This window comes from Mesorhizobium sp. WSM4815 (assembly GCF_055811575.1).
The window spans coordinates 441,843-457,470 of sequence record NZ_JBVVQS010000102.1 but is presented as its reverse complement, the minus strand read 5'-3'; the positions used below and the strand labels follow the sequence as shown (position 1 = coordinate 457,470).

Below are 15,628 nucleotides of genomic sequence, written 5' to 3'. Positions count from 1 at the left end.
GCGACGGGTCCAGCCACTTCGTGAGGCACCCCAAAGGTGATAGCGCAAGGCACGGCCCCCGCCCTGAAGCACACGGCGCAGAACGACGCTGCCGAAGCCATCCATGTCGAGAACCTGCATAAAAGATTCGGCGAACTGCATGTGCTGAAGGGTGTTTCGCTGTCGGCGCGCGACGGTGAGGTCATCGCCATCATCGGCGGCAGCGGCTCGGGCAAATCGACCCTGCTGCGCTGCATCAATTGCCTGGAGAACCCGACCAGCGGCATCGTTCGCGTCAATGGCGAGGAGATCCGGATGAAGGCCGACAGCCACGGCCACACCGTTCCCGCCGACCGCAAGCAGATCGAGCGCATCCGCTCCAAGCTCGGCATGGTCTTCCAGAATTTCAATCTGTGGAGCCACATGACGCTGATCGAGAACGTCATCGAGGTTCCGGTGCATGTTCTGGGCGTCAAGCGCGATGTGGCCATCCCCGATGCGGAAAAGCTGCTTGCCCGCGTCGGCCTGGCCGAAAAGCGCGATGTCTATCCGGCCTATCTGTCAGGCGGCCAGCAGCAGCGTGCGGCCATCGCCCGGGCGCTGGCCATCAATCCGCGCGTCATGCTGTTCGACGAGCCGACCTCGGCGCTCGACCCGGAACTGATCGGCGAGGTGCTGAAGGTGATCGGCGACCTGGCACGCGAAGGCCGCACCATGGTGCTGGTCACCCATGAGATGAAGTTCGCTCGCGAGGTCGCGACACATGTCGTCTATCTCTACAACGGACTGGTCGAGGAAGAAGGGCCGCCGGAGCAGATTTTTGGCGCGCCGAAATCCGAAAGGCTGAAGCAATTCATCCGCAACATCGGTTAAGCCGAGGCGGATGAAAACGGGAACAACAACAAACTGGGAGTATTGATATGAAGACGGTTCTGAAGACATTTGCCGCAGCGCTTCTGCTCGGCGTCGCCGCGATGGGCATGGCAAAGGCCGAGCCCGTCAAGATCGGCGTCGCTGCCGAACCCTATCCGCCGTTCACCTCGCCGGATGCTTCCGGCAAATGGGTTGGCTGGGAGATCGAATTCATCGACGCCGTCTGCGCCGAGCAGAAACTCGATTGCGTCATCACCCCCGTCGCCTGGGACGGTATCATCCCGGCGCTGACGACCAAGAAGATCGACGTCATCGCCAGTTCGATGACGATCACCGACGAACGCAAGAAGACGATCGATTTCTCCGACAAATATTACAACACCCCGACCGCCATCATCGGTCCAAAGGACCAGAAGTTCGGCGCTACACCGGAAGATCTCAAGGGCAAGATCATCGGCGTCCAGGTTTCGACCGTGCATGCCGACTACGTCAAGAAGCACTTCACCGAAGCAGCGGAAATCAAGGAATACCAGACGCAGGACGAAGCCAATCAGGATCTTGCCGCCGGTCGCCTCGATGCGGTGCAGGCTGATTCCATCGCGCTCGACGCATTCCTGAAATCGGATCAGGGCAAGCAATGCTGCGACCTGAAGGGCATGGTCGCGCCGGATTTGGCCGTTCTCGGGCCCGGCATCGGCGCTGGTGTCCGCAAGGAAGATACCGAGTTGAAGGAGAAGATCAATGCCGGCATCAAGGCTATCCGGGCCAACGGCAAATATGACGAAATCAGCAAGAAATATTTCGATTTCGACATCTACGGCGACGATCCGCAGGCGAATTGACGGCATCCCTGAGCGAATAACCATGCGGCGCGGATAGCGCGCCGTGTGGCTTCGTCGAAATCCACCCACGCAAGCTTTCCGCTGACGGCATTGCCGACGGTTTTGGCGCCAGCAATTCGGGGCGACGCTGATCGACGCATTTCTTCCGGCCTCTGTGGCCCGCATCATCGAACTGCTTTCGCCGACGCCACCTGGCTGGGGCGGAACGCTTCTGGTCGGACTGCTCCACTCGGTCGAGATCGCTGCCGGTGCGTTCGGTCTCGGCCTCGCCATCGGCATTTGCGGTGCGTATGGCAAGCTCTATGGCGGGCCTGTGGTGCGCGATCTGCTGGCAGTCTATACGACGATCGTCCGCGCCGTGCCGGAGCTAGTGCTGATCCTGCTGCTCTATTATGCCGGCACCGATTTGATCAACCAGTTGCTGACGGCAATGGGATATCAGCGCATCGATATCAGCGGGCTGGTGGCCGGCATTGCCGTGCTCGGCTTCGTCCAGGGCGCTTATTCGACAGAGGTGATGCGCGGCGCGATCCTTGCCATCCCGCAGGGACAGATCGAAGCCGCGCGCGCCTATGGCATGTCTCCCGGCCTGCTGCTGCGACGCATCACGCTGCCGGCGATGCTGCCTTTCGCCATACCGGGCCTAGCCAATCTCTGGCTGATCGCCACCAAGGACACCGCCCTGCTGGCGGTCGTCGGCTTCTTCGAACTGACATTGGCGACGCGGCAAGCGGCGGGTGTAACCAAGGCCTATCTTACCTTCTTCCTCGCCGCGGGCGTGATCTATCTTCTGTTGACGCTGGTCTCCAATCTAGTCATCGGCCGCATCGAGGTCTGGGCTCGGCGCGGCATGCCCTCGCTCAAGGAGGCGCGTTGATGGCTGTCGAAACGACCATCGTCAACGTAGCCGCCCGCGCGTCGCTGTGGTTGCAGCCGCACCGTATCGTGCTGATTGTGACTGGACTGGCGCTGGTTTTCGCGGCCGCTTTTTTCATGCGCTGGGACTGGCTGCCGCAATATTACGAAATGGCGCTTGTCGGCCTCTGGCGTACGCTCTGGATCCTCGCCGTCACCTGCACACTGGGCTTCCTGCTCGCCGTGCCGCTCGGATTGGCGCAGGCTGCCGGCCCGTTCTGGCTCGCGGCGCCTGCAAAGGCCTTCTGCACCGTCATCAGGGGAACGCCACTGCTGCTGCAGCTCTGGCTGCTCTACTATGGGCTCGGCTCGCTGTTTCCACAGTACCCATGGGTACGCGAGTCCTGGATGTGGCCGTATCTCAGGCAAGCATGGCCCTATGGCGTCCTGGCGCTGACCTTGTCCTTCGCCGGTTACGAGGGGGAAGTCATGCGGGGTGCCTTCGCCGGCGTGCCGAAAGGACAGTTGGAAGCGGCGCGCGCCTTCGGCATGAGCCGCTGGAAGATCCTGCGGCGGATCTGGCTGCCACAAGCCTTCTACCGGGCGCTGCCGACGCTGACCGGCGAAACCGTGCTGCAACTGAAATCGACGCCGCTGGTGGCGACCATCAGCGTGATCGACATATTCGCCGTCTCGTCAAAGGTGCGGCAGAGCACTTTCCTCACCTATGAACCCTTGCTGCTCCTGGCGTTGATCTATATGGCGATCACCGGCATCCTGGTCTTCGCCCTCGGCAAGATCGAGGCGCGGATCCCGAACAAGATTGGCTGATAGGGGAGTAGGGTCAGCCACTATTCACATACACATTTCCATCCTATTCGCATTCACTGCTCACTATTCCCTATTCCCTTACTCCCCTACTTCCCTAGGATCGCTAAGATGCAACTCAGTCTCGACCAGGCGACAGGGCTGTGCCGGATGGCGGCGCTCGGCGCCGGCGCCAATGAGGAAGCGGCGCAGTCGCTTGCAGCCTCCGTCGTGGCGGCCGAGGCAGAAGGTCTGTCGACGGTCGGACTATCGCATTTCATCGACTATCTCGAAGCGCTGGAGGCCGGCCGCATCGATGGCAAGGCCGAGCCGGTCATCACCAGGCCGGCTTTGGCGATCTATCTCTCCGACGCGCGCGGCGGTCTGGCGCATACCGGCTTCGACCGCACCATCGACGATCTCGCCAAGGCGGCGCGCCTGTTCGGCGTTGCCATCTTTTCGCAGAAGAACGCCTATACATGCGGCGCGCTCGGCTATTTCACAGGACGGCTGGCCGCGCAGGGGCTGGTGTCCTTCGCCGCAACCAATGGACCGGCCGTGCTTGCCGGCTCCGGCTCGGTCAAGCCGGTCTATTGCACCAACCCGATGTCCTTCGCTGCGCCCGCCGCCGACGGTGCGCCGCTGGTGATCGACCAGTCGTCGAGCGCCACCGCCTTTGTCAACATCCGCAAGGCGGCTGACGACGGCAAGAGAATTCCAGAAGGCTGGGCACTGGACGCGAGCGGCAACCCGACCACCGATCCCGCCGCCGCCATGAAAGGCGCGATGGTTGCCTTCGGCGGCCAGCGTGGCGCCAACATCGCGCTGATGGTCGAAGTGCTGGCGGCGGGCCTGTCGGGCGCCAACTGGTCACTCGATGCGCCATGGTTCACCGACGGACCGGACAGTCCCGGAACCGGCCTCTTCGTGCTGGCCGTCGAGCCCAAGCTGCTCGATCCAAATTTCGAGAAGCGCATGAAAGATCAACTCGACCGGTTGCGCCGCCGCTACGGCGTGCATGTCCCCGGCCGTGCCCGGGCCGAAGCGGCGGAGAAGGCAACGGCACGGGGCATAACGGCTCCGAAAGCCGTGGTGCAGCGCATCTCCGAATTCGCCGCCCGGTATTCTTCCTGAAGACGGCCACACCTTCGGATAGTTGATCGCGCGACAGCGGGCGTACTTGCCGTTACGCCCAGGCTGCCTCGTCGAACCACGTTTCGGAAACAGCCGGAAACCCTCGCGTCGGCTGGGTTTTTCCGGGCTCTCAGCATCTGACCCGTAACATGCATTTCCCGGTCAACTTTTGTTCATTTGACTTTGGCTGGGGTGGCGGCTGTTTGCGCGGAGCAGCAGAAGAGGAACCCCAATGGCCGCAAGCACCCACAATCCCAGCACCAATCTTGTCGTTCCGGCCCTTGGCAGCCTCTATGCTGCGCTGAACACCACCTCTGAAACCATCCTGCGCGCCGTGGCCGGCATCTTCCTCACCATCCATGGCTCTGGCAAGATCACCGACCCGCTCGGCGCCGCTGAGATGGTCGAAGGCCTCGGCTTCTATCCTGGCGCGTTCTGGTCGGTGCTGCTGGCCTGCACCGAGTTCTTCGGCGGCATTTTCATCGCCATCGGTCTCTTGACCCGCCCGGCCGCCTTCGCCGGAATGTTCGTGCTCCTGGTCACCGTCTGGTTCCACTGGGTCACCCTGGGCGAGGGCTTTTCGGGTGCCGAAAAATCGCTGCTGTGGGCGGCGATACTGTTCTTCTTCGTCATCCGCGGCGGCAACAGCCAATCGGTCGACGCGCGCATCGGCAGGGCGTTCTGAGCCAGCCGACACCGCGGCAAACGGCGACAAAGGATCGCCCTTTGCCTTCGGCGCGAAACGGATTATGAACGGCTTCAGCCAAGCCCAGTAAATCTGGAAAGCGCGCCGGAGCCAGCCATGACCGAAATCCTGCAGACCCCAAAGCTCGTCGTCGTGTTCGGCGGCTCCGGCTTTGTCGGCCGCCATGTGGTGCGGGCGCTGGCCCGGCGTGGCTATCGCATCAGGGTCGCCTGCCGCCGGCCCGATCTCGCCGGCCATCTGCAGCCGCTCGGCAATGTCGGCCAGATCCAGCCGGTGCAGGCCAATATTCGCGTGCGCTGGTCGATCGACCGCGCCGTGCAGGGCGCCGACCATGTCGTCAATTTGGTAGCCATCCTGCATGAGAGCGGCCGGCAGAAATTCACGCCCGTCCACGAGTTCGGCGCTCGCGCGGTCGCCGAAGCGGCGCACGCCGTCGGCGCCGGACTCACCCATATCTCGGCGCTGGGCACCGATCTGAACGCGCAATCCGAGTATGCGCGCACCAAGGCGCTCGGTGAAAAAGCGGTCCTGGAGACGATCGAGGATGCGGTCATCTTGCGGCCCTCAATCAATTTCGGCCCCGAGGACAGCTTCTTCAACCGCTTCGCCAGCATGGCGCGCTATTCGCCGGTCCTGCCTCTGATCGGCGGCGGGCGGACCAAATTCCAGCCGGTCTATGTCGGCGATGTCGCCGAAGCGGTGGCGCGCTCGGTCGACGGCAAAGTCCAGGGTGGCCGGATCTACGAGCTTGGCGGACCTCAGGTGCTCACCTTCAAGCAATGCATGCAGGAAATGCTTGCCATGATCGACCGCAAGCGGCTGCTGGTGTCGGTGCCGTGGTGGGTGGCGAACATGCAGGCATCGATCCTCGGGCTTTTGCCCAATCCGCTGCTGACCAAGGATCAGGTCCTGCAGCTGCGCGGGGACAACATCGTCTCGGAAGCGGCCATCAGGGAAAACCGGACGCTCGCCGGTCTCGATATCCAGCCACAGTCGATCGGCAGCATCCTGCCAAGCTATCTCTGGCGCTACCGGCCCGCCGGCCAGTTCCAGCGCAAGACAGCGGAATAGCCGATCAGGCGGCTCAAAGGCGGCGCGTGACCTGCATCGGCAAGCCGCCCTGTGGTTGCGTCGTCAGTTTCTGCACCGGCCACGGTTTGGTTTCGGCAGTGGTATCAAAGCGGAAGCGCGACAGCATGATCGCCAGAGCGATGATCGCCTCCTGCATGGCAAAGCTGGCGCCGATGCAGACGCGAGGACCGGCGCCGAACGGCAAATACTGAAAACGGTCGATCTTCTCGCGATTTCCCGGATGGAAACGTTCGGGCATGAAGGCGTCGGGCCTGTCCCACAACTTGCGATGGCGGTGGACGACCCAGGGCATGACCAGCACCGCGGCACGCCTCGGTATGTAGAGGCCGTTCCAGGTTTCGGGCTCGATCGGCTCGCGGTTGATCGACGGCGCCGGCGGATAGAGCCTGAGCGCCTCGTCGAAGGCGGCGCGGGTGAACGGCATGGCGTCGAGCCACTTTGTCGGGTCGGGCTCGCGCGCCAGCACGGCGTCGATCTCGCGCTCGACCTTTTCGCGCTCCCAAGGCGCTTCGGCCAGGCAATAGAGCGTCCAGCCGAGCGCACGCGCCGTGGTCTCGTGACCGGCGCCGATGAAGGTGATGATGTTGTCCTCGACCTCGGCGCGCGTCAGCCCGTCCGGTCCCTCCGCCTTGAGCAAAAGCGTGAGGAAATCCTGCGGCACCTTGTCCGGATCGTGCTTGACCCGCTCTTCGCGCATCTTGACGGTGTCGGTGACGATCTTGCGGAAGTAGGCCATGGTTTTGCGGCCGCGGATGCGGGTCAGGCGCGGCAGCCAGTCTGGCGCCCGCAACAGGTCGAGCGGATCGACGCGGCCCATGGTTTCGAACAGCCGGTCGATCTCCTTGGCGAAGCTGCCCGGCTCACCCGATATCTCACCGGAAAACAGCGTCTCGGCCAGGATGTCAAAGGTAAGCAGCGTCATGTCGTGGGCGATGTCTGACGTGCCGCCGCCCTCGTAGCGGGTGACGAACTCCCGCGTACGCCTCAGCATCGGCTCGGCAAAACCGAAGATGTGGCGCGGCGTAAACACCGGCGCCATCGCCTTGCGTGAACGCCGCCAGACCTCACCCTCGGCGGTCAGCAGGCCGTCGCGCAGGATCGGCCGCAGGATCATCTGGCGCACCGTCGCCATCTTGTAGTTTTTGGCATTGTCGACCAGCACGTGGCGAATGAGGCCGGGATCGTTGGCGATGACCAGCGGCCCGCCGATGCCGGTCACCGAAATCCAAGGCTGGTTGTAGGTCGGCTCGCCCCACAGTTCGAGCGGATTGCGATAGACGATGCGGATCATCTCCAGCGTCGAAGGCGGCGACGTGCGCGGCTTCGGCGCCGGCGGGACAAAGGGGGCGGGCTGACTGTCCATGGCGTGCTCCGCTGGTGACCTCAATGTAGTGGCTGGCAAGCCAAGCGTCCATGTTGCTGAACGGCAAGGGCGAAGCGCCCGCTCTCCGGAAATGTCACCGGGGCACAGGAGAGTAGATGATCGTCGGGAACAGGTCGGCCCGCTTTTGTGCGGCCGCTCTGTTCCCAAAACCGGTTCCACTTTTGGGTCCGATGCCGTGGCCCGCCAGGCGTGCTCTTCTTCCATTCGGAAATGCTTGCAAACCTTGGAAAAACCGCCTTTTGCACCTATATCTGGGCCATCAAGGACGCGCGATTCGGAGCCGATTTTTTGCGCTGGATGTGCGGCATCAATCAGACAGGTTTTCATGAGCGATCAGATCGACAACGCCAACGGCGCTGAGGCCGAGTACGGCGCCGATTCCATCAAGGTTTTGAAGGGCTTGGACGCCGTCCGCAAGCGGCCCGGCATGTATATCGGCGATACCGACGACGGCTCGGGCCTGCATCACATGGTCTATGAGGTCGTCGACAACGCTATCGACGAGGCGCTGGCCGGCCATGCCGACCTCGTCACGGTGACGCTCAATCCCGACGGTTCGGTGACGGTCATCGACAACGGCCGCGGCATTCCGACCGATATCCACACCGGCGAAGGCATTTCGGCGGCCGAAGTGATCATGACGCAGCTGCATGCCGGCGGCAAGTTCGACCAGAACTCCTACAAGGTGTCTGGTGGCCTCCACGGCGTCGGCGTCTCCGTCGTCAACGCGCTGTCGGCTTGGCTGAAGCTGAAAATCCGCCGCAACGGCCAGATCTACGAGATGAGCTTCTCGCATGGCAATGCCGACGGACCGCTGAGGGTCACCGGCAGCTATGAGCAGCGCAAGGTTGCCGGCACCTATGAGGGGCGCAGCGGCAGCGAGATCACTTTCTTTCCGTCGACCGAGACCTTCACCATGGTCGAGTTCGACTTCGGCACGCTGGAGCACCGGCTGCGCGAACTCGCCTTCCTGAATTCCGGCGTGCGCATCATTTTGACCGATGCCCGTCATGCCGACGTCGTGCGCCATGAGCTGCATTATGATGGCGGGCTCGAGGAGTTCGTCAGATATCTCGACCGCGTCAAGAAGCCGCTGATCGACAAGCCGATTGCTATCAAGGCCGAGCGCGACGGTATCACCGTCGAAGTCGCCATGTGGTGGAACGACAGCTACCACGAGAACGTGCTGGCCTTCACCAACAACATTCCGCAGCGCGACGGCGGAACGCATCTTGCCGGTTTCCGCGGCGCGCTGACGCGCCAGATTACCGGCTATGGCGAATCCACGGGCCTCACCAAAAAGGAGAAGGTGGCGCTGATCGGCGACGATTGCCGCGAAGGACTGACGGCTGTGCTGTCGGTCAAGGTTCCCGACCCGAAATTCTCCTCGCAGACCAAGGACAAGCTGGTCTCGTCCGAAGTCCGTCCGGTGGTGGAAGGGCTCGTCAACGAGGCGCTCGGCACCTGGCTCGAAGAGCACCCGACCGAGGGCAAGGTGGTCATCGAGAAGGTCATCCAGGCGGCAGCGGCGCGCGAAGCCGCGCGCAAGGCGCGCGACATCACCCGCAAGAGCTCGCTCGGCGTCACTTCGCTGCCCGGCAAGCTGGCCGACTGCCAGGAACGCGACCCGGCGAAGTCCGAAATCTTCATCGTCGAGGGCGACAGCGCCGGCGGCTCGGCCAAGGGCGGCCGTTCGCGCCAGAACCAGGCCATTCTTCCGCTGCGCGGCAAGATCCTCAACGTCGAGCGGGCCCGATTCGACCGTATGCTCGGCTCCGACATGATCGGCACGCTGATCACCGCGCTCGGCACCTCGATCGGCAAGGACGAGTTCAACGCAGACAAATTGCGCTATCACAAGATCATCCTGATGACCGACGCCGACGTCGACGGCGCCCACATCCGCACCTTGCTGCTGACCTTCTTCTTCCGGCAGATGCCGGAGCTGATCGAGCGCGGGCATCTCTACATCGCCCAGCCGCCGCTCTACAAAGTGACCCGCGGCAAGAGCTCGCAGTACATCAAGGACGAAAGCGCCTTCGAGGAATTCCTGATCGGCTCAGGGCTGGAAGAGGCGTCGCTTGCGCTCAGCACCGGCGAGGTGCGGGCCGGGCAGGACCTGCGCAGCGCCATCGACGATGCGCTGGCGGTGCGTCAGCTCATCAACGGATTGCACACCCGCTATAACAGGGGCGTGGTCGAGCAGGCGGCGATCGCCGGCGCGCTCAATCCGGACGTCTTCGTCGATCTCGGCCGGGCCAACGCCATGGCCGAGCGTGTCGCCCGGCGCCTCGACATCATCGCCGAGGACACCGAACGCGGCTGGACCGGCCGCATGTCGACCTCAAACGAAGGGGTCGGCGGTTATGTGTTCGAGCGCACGGTGCGCAGCGTCAAGGAGTTCGCGCATCTCGATCTCGCGCTGATCAATTCGGCCGACGCCCGCCAACTCGACCGCTATGCGCCGCGCCTAGCAGAAGTCTATGGCGAGCCGCCGGTGCTGCGCCGCAAGGATGTGTCCGAAACCATCTCGGGACCGCTGGCGCTGCTCAATGCCGTGTTTGCCACCGGCCGCAAGGGCCTGACCATGCAGCGCTACAAGGGCCTCGGCGAAATGAACGCCGAGCAGCTCTGGGAGACCACGCTCGACCCGAATGTGCGCTCGCTCTTGCAGGTCAAGGTCAATGACGCAACTGACGCCGACTCGCTGTTTTCGCGGCTGATGGGCGACGAGGTCGAGCCCAGGCGCGAGTTCATCCAGGAAAACGCGCTGTCGGTCGCCAACCTGGACATTTAAAGCCCAAGCAGCTGCTCAGCTTCGGACACTTGAGGCATTGGTAGGCCTAGGCCCAACAACGATCCCTGCTGCGTCGCAACAAAAGGATCATGAGGGCCGGTCGGAACGGAAGAGCATCCAAGGCATTGTAATCGATCACAATCGCCGCAGGAGGCACTCATGGGACGTGGCATTTTGCTCTGGCTTCTCGGAGTCCCGATTCCGATCATTATTCTCATCATGCTTTTCGCACGTTAGGGGGCTGACATGCAGTCCACCCTAACGGCTGTCGACGTTTCCGCACCGACGGAATCCTCTTCTACCGCTGTCAGCTGGGGGCCAATCGTGGCCGGCGCCTTTGCTGCCTCGACGCTAACATTGATCCTGATGCTGCTCGGCTCCGGGCTCGGGCTGACGATGGTTTCGCCGTGGTCCGGCTTGAGCACCTCAGTCACAACTTTCGCGGCCTCCACGGCTGCGTGGCTGATCATCGTGCAGTGGCTGTCGTCGGCCGTAGGCGGTTATCTTGCCGGGCGCCTACGCACCAAATGGGTCGGCGTCCACACCGATGAGGTCTTTTTCCGCGATACCGCACACGGCTTCCTCGCCTGGGCGCTTGCAACGTTGCTCGTCGCCGGTGTGCTCGGCTCGGCGCTCTCCGCAGCTGTCGGAACCGGCGTCCACGCCGCTTCGACAGTCGCGTCGGGCGCGGCAATGGGCGCTTCGGCAGGTGCTACCGCAAACGCCGGAGGCGCCGCGACCGACAACGCAACGTCGTACTTCGTCGATGCGTTGTTCCGCCCGGCCGATGCGGCCAGGCTTGCTGCCGCCAACCCGGAGAGCGATGCGGCGGCGACGGCGCAGGCCTCGCGCATTTTGATCGCGAGCGCAGCAGGGGAAGTGTCAGCCGACGACAAGACCTATCTGTCGCAGTTGGTAGCCGCCCGCACCGGGCTGTCGGAACCCGATGCCAGGGCCCGTGTCGATGCCGTGCTTGCCAGGGTCGAAGAGGCGAAGGTCCAGGCCCAGCAGGCTGCCGATACCGCCAGGAAAGCCGGTGCCACCTTCGCGCTGCTTGGCGCTCTGTCCCTGGTCGTCGGCGCTTTCATCGCAAGCGCCGCGGCAGCACTTGGGGGCAGGCAGCGCGACGACGAGGAGGCGGTCTTCCTGACCGACCGTTGATCGGTGCTTGAGGGTTCTATCGACGCCGAGACTTTCCCCGGCATCGACCGGTTGTTTTGACGACGTCATCGCCATGAACTGCGCGCTGATTCGCCCAAACGAGCGTGCCCTATCTTCCGGCAGAAGTCGTCGGTGCCGGCTGGCTTGGCTCCAGTTTGCGGCCGAGATCGACGGCGTCACGCAGCGCCTCGATATGCGAGCGCGGCGGGGTGCCGGCGGCAGGCTGCTGGTCCTCCACACCGAATCCAGGATTTTTTGCCCAGGTGCGGGTGGCACACCGTTACCGTTACCTGTCTTTGGCTCAACCTATTCAGGTTGGGCTGAGCGTCCCCCGATACGCCACGATCAGGCCGATCAGCGGCATCGAAATTTCCACATCGAAGCAGAATTGCCCGTCCCGTTCCGTTTCGAAGCTCGAGCCTTTGGGAAGGAGGAAGCCGGGCATTGGAATACCCAGCAGCGACCATCGTCTCGGAATCAGGGTCAGACGATCGCCGTCCACCACCAGAGCCAACGCGAAGGACGCGATCCCAAACCGTTCCATCAGAAGATGCTGGTCCCTCCCAGTGCCGGCCGACTGAATCGAAGAAAAACACTTGCCGTCGAAACTACGCATCCAGTGTTCAGAGCCGTTCTCGGGCGAAAATGTCACCGTGACCGGCACCCGTGGCGCAGCTTTCGGGAAGCCGACAAGCGCCGCCACGAACGCGGCCGCCGGGCGGCGACCGCGTCGTACCTCGGCGAAGCCCGTCCATTGGCGGGTGGCGGTGCTGCCATGCAGATCCTGAAGTCGCGGAGCAAGTGAGGAGAAGGCGGATCCGAGAATCCCGCAGTACAGGGGCGCAACATTCTCGTGTCCCCGAAACCCGGTGAATATCTTCCGGCTTTGGAACAGCGCCTCATAGTCGGCAAGCTCAAGGGCGCGGACCCCGGACCGTGCTCCGGCCTCCGGACGAGTGCCCGTCAGCAATTTACGGATGATCGCTTCGATGGCCATCGATGGGATGTATGGCCCGTCATCCCCTTCGGCCAAAAGATGCCAGCTCCGTTCGGCGTCCTGCCCATCCGTGGTGCCGTACGCGCTGACGATCATACCGCCGCGATGCTCGCCAAAACGCATTCGGTTGAGCACCGCGTAGAAGAGACGCGAGAAAGGTTCCAGCGACGAGAGCCTGAGCCTCGCGCGCGCCTTCGCCAGGAGGTTGAGTGTCCGGTGCAAGATTTCCGGGACTGGCCCGGCTCCCATCCAGATATCGGTCATTGAGGGATGCTCGGGCGGAATGACCTGCAAGCCCGGCACGTCCACCAGCGAGAAACGGATGTTCCGGAGCGGCAGCCGGCCCGGCACCGCGATGGTGAAGCGCATGCTTTCAGCCAGACCGATGCCATGCGATTGCACCCCATGTCGTCGCAGCTTCACCGGGGCGCCGGCATAGCCCACCACCGCACGCATGACGTTGAGGCCGATTCCGGCATAGGGCGAAGGGGCGATGCCGCCTTTCACAGAGACGATGTCCATCGTCTTCGCCATCTCGCGCAGGACGGCGGCGGTCAGCACAGGAAAGCTGCTGATGCCCGATAGAATGAATATGCCTGCGTCCTTTGCTTGCGCGTCGAACTGAGGCACGCCGAACACAAAGTCGGCGGCGTCGGCAAAGTCGAGATAGTCGATGCCAGCGTCGATGCAGGCCGAAATCACACGATAGCGATTGGTCCCATAATCTTGGAACGGCCCGGACGCGTCGACGACCAGATTGGGCCGTTGCGCGCGCAGGCCGGCCACAATTTCTACGCGATCAAGCGCAAGCGGCCGAACCCGGGCCTGCCCTCTGTAACGCGCGCAGAACGCCTCGGCACGAGAGAAGTCGCGGCCGCAGATGATGAGTTCAATCTCCGGTATGTCGGATAGGAGCTCCACCAGGCGCCCGCCGAAAACGCCGTATCCGCCCAGGATCAGGATTCTCATGCGTGCTTTCAAACGTTTCCGCTTTTCAGCGACAGAACCGTCGCAATTTTCGGTTTGCGGCAGGGCAATTTTCGAAAGCCGCTTGACATTGATCGCACCAACTTATCGAGGTTATTGAGAACTCTTTCGGTTTTTTGTGAGACTGCGCACCGGATATTTGCGGTATTGGCATGCTCCGGCGAGCCAATCCGCTTTATGCTTCGGGTCGTTCCAGTTTTCGGCCGAGATCGACGGCGTCACGCAGCACGCCGATAGGCGAGCGCGGCGGGGTGCCGGCGGCTGCCGCGACCTCGACGCCGGTCGCCTCCAGCGACCAGTAGAGCCTGTGCGTGAAGATGCGGCCAAGCGAACTGCGCAGTTCGACCTGAATGTTCTCCACGCCGGGGCCGAAATTTTCGGCCATCGGTCCTGAGATCGGGTCGCCGGTCAGCCAGCCATTACCCCTGTCGAAGATGTTGGTCCAGCGCGTCGCGGCAAACACCGCACCATGATGCACCGCCCGCTGCGGCTTGCCCGAACGGCTGCGCCCTTCCTGATAGAGGACGGTTCCACCGGCCGCCGTCTCGGCGATCGGCGGACATGCCGAGAACAGCCGCTCAGCTATGCCGCGCCTGAATTCGGCGAGATTGTAGGTCACCAGAAATTCGCTGTGGGTCAGCGGACTGCCGAGCGTGACGAAATCGCTGATCTTCCAAGGCAATGGATGATCGGCGTCGCCGGCGCGGAGGTGGCGGTAGAGCTCCCATTGGGCGCGCCGGAATCCGGAAAAATCATCCAATTTGTCGGGCCACGCAGAACCATCTGACTTGAGCGTAGCCTTGTCGACGGCGCGGATCGCTTTCAGTCTCGCCTTGTCGCGGGCGGCTTCCAGCTTTCGTGGCCTGAAATCGGCCCATAATATCTGCAGCAGATCATAGGCGATGATTGACCCCAGGCTGTGCGAGACCAGCACGATGCGGTCGTAGCCATCGTCCATCATGAGACGCCCCAACAGCTTCAGGCCACGGTCGCGGACAAGCGCGCGCTTCTCGACCGTCGCCGCTTCAGCACGCACGTAGGCGGCCACGTCACCGAAATAAGGAAGACCAAACCGGTCCACCGACCAGACGACCAACGAGGCCAGGATCGTGACGAGCATGCCCGTGGTCCAGGAAATATGCCCTTGCAAGGCCGACGTCGCGAGCACGAACGCCGCGCCCAAGACTGTTATGACTGCCAGAAGCGTAACGACGTAGAGCCCGCGGGCGTCGCGCGGAATGTCGGCGGGCTTGCGCCAGAGCAGATTCGTCACCCAGGCGGCAAGCCGGCCCCGCGTCGTGCCTTGCGTGATGTCGGCCCAGTAAAGCTCGTAGAAATCAGTGCGGCGGCCATCGACATCATAAGGGGTGGTGATCCGGCGAAGCTCGTGCGAGTTCGTCCGGCTGTCGGGCGTGATCCAGCTCTGGTTGATCTTCTCGCCGCCTGGGTTGGCCGGATCCGCGACTTGGGCATAAAACGGCGCGCGGGCGGGATCATGGCTCCAAACAGCCTGAACAAATTCCCTCAGCGTGCCCATCGGTCGCTGTTCGCCCATGCCATGCACGATGACCACGGCCTGGCTGAGCTTGCGCGGCGCCTTTCCGGGGGCCGGCAGGCTGGCCTTCGCGGGCGAGCCGGACTTGGTCGGCGAAGCGACAGGCTGGGGGCCAGACACCGGTGCCTCCGTTGGTGACAAATCCGTCCATCGGAACAGAACTTGCACATCGTAGAGCTGAATCCGAAGCAAGTGCAAAAAGCGTCGCAGATATCTGTCGCAAATCGCCGACTTTTTGCGGGAGGGTTTTGCGACAGGAATTTGTTGAAGAGTTCAACGCTGGCGATTTTGTCACGAAACTTAGGACTGTGACTTCCGGCGCCGTTTGTCGCGCCGCCATGAAGCATCGGCAAGCCGCCGTTGCCGACAGCCGCCTGATCCGCTACTCCGTCCTCCCGGGGCAGCACGTCGTTCAATCCCGCAAGGTCAGGCATAGCGCCTGCTTCACAGCCAGTACGA

12 protein-coding genes are annotated in these 15,628 nt (G+C 62.9%); 9 read left to right on the top strand and 3 right to left on the bottom strand.

The features are described from left to right. The first annotated feature begins 39 nt into the window (after positions 1–39). The 7 genes from AC0L2B_RS30955 (at position 40) to AC0L2B_RS30925 (ending at position 6,267) form a co-directional block, all read left to right on the top strand. The gene (locus AC0L2B_RS30955; RefSeq protein WP_473748268.1) at positions 40–852 is read left to right on the top strand and encodes an ABC transporter ATP-binding protein; all 813 of its coding nucleotides are present in this window, start codon (positions 40–42) and stop codon (positions 850–852) included. A gap of 47 nt (positions 853–899) precedes the next feature. Next, positions 900–1,694 carry a transporter substrate-binding domain-containing protein gene (locus AC0L2B_RS30950; protein ID WP_128188052.1) on the top strand — a complete coding sequence of 265 codons (795 nt, stop codon included), beginning with the start codon at positions 900–902 and terminating at the stop codon, positions 1,692–1,694. A gap of 154 nt (positions 1,695–1,848) precedes the next feature. Further along, positions 1,849–2,571 (top strand): ABC transporter permease, encoded by a 723-nt coding sequence (locus AC0L2B_RS30945; RefSeq protein WP_473748065.1) that lies wholly within the window; start codon positions 1,849–1,851, stop codon positions 2,569–2,571. Beyond that, positions 2,571–3,380, top strand: coding sequence for an ABC transporter permease (locus AC0L2B_RS30940; RefSeq protein WP_023796783.1), 810 nt, complete (start codon positions 2,571–2,573; stop codon positions 3,378–3,380). The genes AC0L2B_RS30945 and AC0L2B_RS30940 overlap by 1 nt, the downstream gene beginning before the upstream one ends. Positions 3,381–3,488: 108 nt before the next feature. Continuing rightward, entirely contained in the window at positions 3,489–4,490 is a 1,002-nt protein-coding gene (locus AC0L2B_RS30935) for an Ldh family oxidoreductase (protein ID WP_473748064.1), read from the top strand. 232 nt (positions 4,491–4,722) lie between these two features. After that, entirely contained in the window at positions 4,723–5,175 is a 453-nt protein-coding gene (locus tag AC0L2B_RS30930) for a DoxX family protein (RefSeq protein WP_473748063.1), read from the top strand. A 117-nt stretch (positions 5,176–5,292) separates the two neighbouring features. Continuing rightward, positions 5,293–6,267: a complex I NDUFA9 subunit family protein gene (locus tag AC0L2B_RS30925; protein WP_473748062.1), complete on the top strand. Its 975-nt coding sequence runs from the start codon at positions 5,293–5,295 to the stop codon at positions 6,265–6,267. A gap of 13 nt (positions 6,268–6,280) precedes the next feature. Here AC0L2B_RS30925 and AC0L2B_RS30920 read toward each other — a convergent pair whose 3' ends face one another. Further along, positions 6,281–7,651: a cytochrome P450 gene (locus AC0L2B_RS30920; protein WP_128172918.1), complete on the bottom strand. Its 1,371-nt coding sequence runs from the start codon at positions 7,649–7,651 to the stop codon at positions 6,281–6,283. 346 nt (positions 7,652–7,997) lie between these two features. On the opposite strand from AC0L2B_RS30920, the gene gyrB reads away from it, so the two are divergent. Both gyrB and AC0L2B_RS30910 read left to right on the top strand, forming a co-directional pair. Then, complete coding sequence (gene gyrB / locus AC0L2B_RS30915; RefSeq protein ID WP_091592734.1) at positions 7,998–10,469, top strand: DNA topoisomerase (ATP-hydrolyzing) subunit B; 2,472 nt, start codon at positions 7,998–8,000, stop codon at positions 10,467–10,469. Positions 10,470–10,715: 246 nt separating this feature from the next. Then, positions 10,716–11,630 (top strand): hypothetical protein, encoded by a 915-nt coding sequence (locus AC0L2B_RS30910; protein WP_473748061.1) that lies wholly within the window; start codon positions 10,716–10,718, stop codon positions 11,628–11,630. A 310-nt stretch (positions 11,631–11,940) separates the two neighbouring features. Here the strand turns inward: AC0L2B_RS30910 and AC0L2B_RS30905 are convergent, their stop codons facing one another. Both AC0L2B_RS30905 and AC0L2B_RS30900 read right to left on the bottom strand, forming a co-directional pair. Beyond that, the gene (locus AC0L2B_RS30905; RefSeq protein ID WP_473748060.1) at positions 11,941–13,596 is read right to left on the bottom strand and encodes a DUF4166 domain-containing protein; all 1,656 of its coding nucleotides are present in this window, start codon (positions 13,594–13,596) and stop codon (positions 11,941–11,943) included. Between the two features lie 193 nt (positions 13,597–13,789). Continuing rightward, complete coding sequence (locus AC0L2B_RS30900) at positions 13,790–15,289, bottom strand: hypothetical protein (RefSeq protein WP_473748059.1); 1,500 nt, start codon at positions 15,287–15,289, stop codon at positions 13,790–13,792. Positions 15,290–15,628 lie beyond the last annotated feature (339 nt).

Excerpts from the sequence above, each read along its gene's own strand:
- AC0L2B_RS30950 (WP_128188052.1), top strand. The coding sequence starts at position 900 with ATGAAGACGGTTCTGAAGACATTTGCCGCAGCGCTTCTGCTCGGCGTC.
- AC0L2B_RS30940 (WP_023796783.1), top strand. The coding sequence starts at position 2,571 with ATGGCTGTCGAAACGACCATCGTCAACGTAGCCGCCCGCGCGTCGCTG.
- AC0L2B_RS30935 (WP_473748064.1), top strand. The coding sequence starts at position 3,489 with ATGCAACTCAGTCTCGACCAGGCGACAGGGCTGTGCCGGATGGCGGCG.
- AC0L2B_RS30930 (WP_473748063.1), top strand. The coding sequence starts at position 4,723 with ATGGCCGCAAGCACCCACAATCCCAGCACCAATCTTGTCGTTCCGGCC.
- AC0L2B_RS30925 (WP_473748062.1), top strand. The coding sequence starts at position 5,293 with ATGACCGAAATCCTGCAGACCCCAAAGCTCGTCGTCGTGTTCGGCGGC.
- AC0L2B_RS30920 (WP_128172918.1), bottom strand. The coding sequence starts at position 7,651 with ATGGACAGTCAGCCCGCCCCCTTTGTCCCGCCGGCGCCGAAGCCGCGC.
- gyrB (WP_091592734.1), top strand. The coding sequence starts at position 7,998 with ATGAGCGATCAGATCGACAACGCCAACGGCGCTGAGGCCGAGTACGGC.
- AC0L2B_RS30910 (WP_473748061.1), top strand. The coding sequence starts at position 10,716 with ATGCAGTCCACCCTAACGGCTGTCGACGTTTCCGCACCGACGGAATCC.
- AC0L2B_RS30905 (WP_473748060.1), bottom strand. The coding sequence starts at position 13,596 with ATGAGAATCCTGATCCTGGGCGGATACGGCGTTTTCGGCGGGCGCCTG.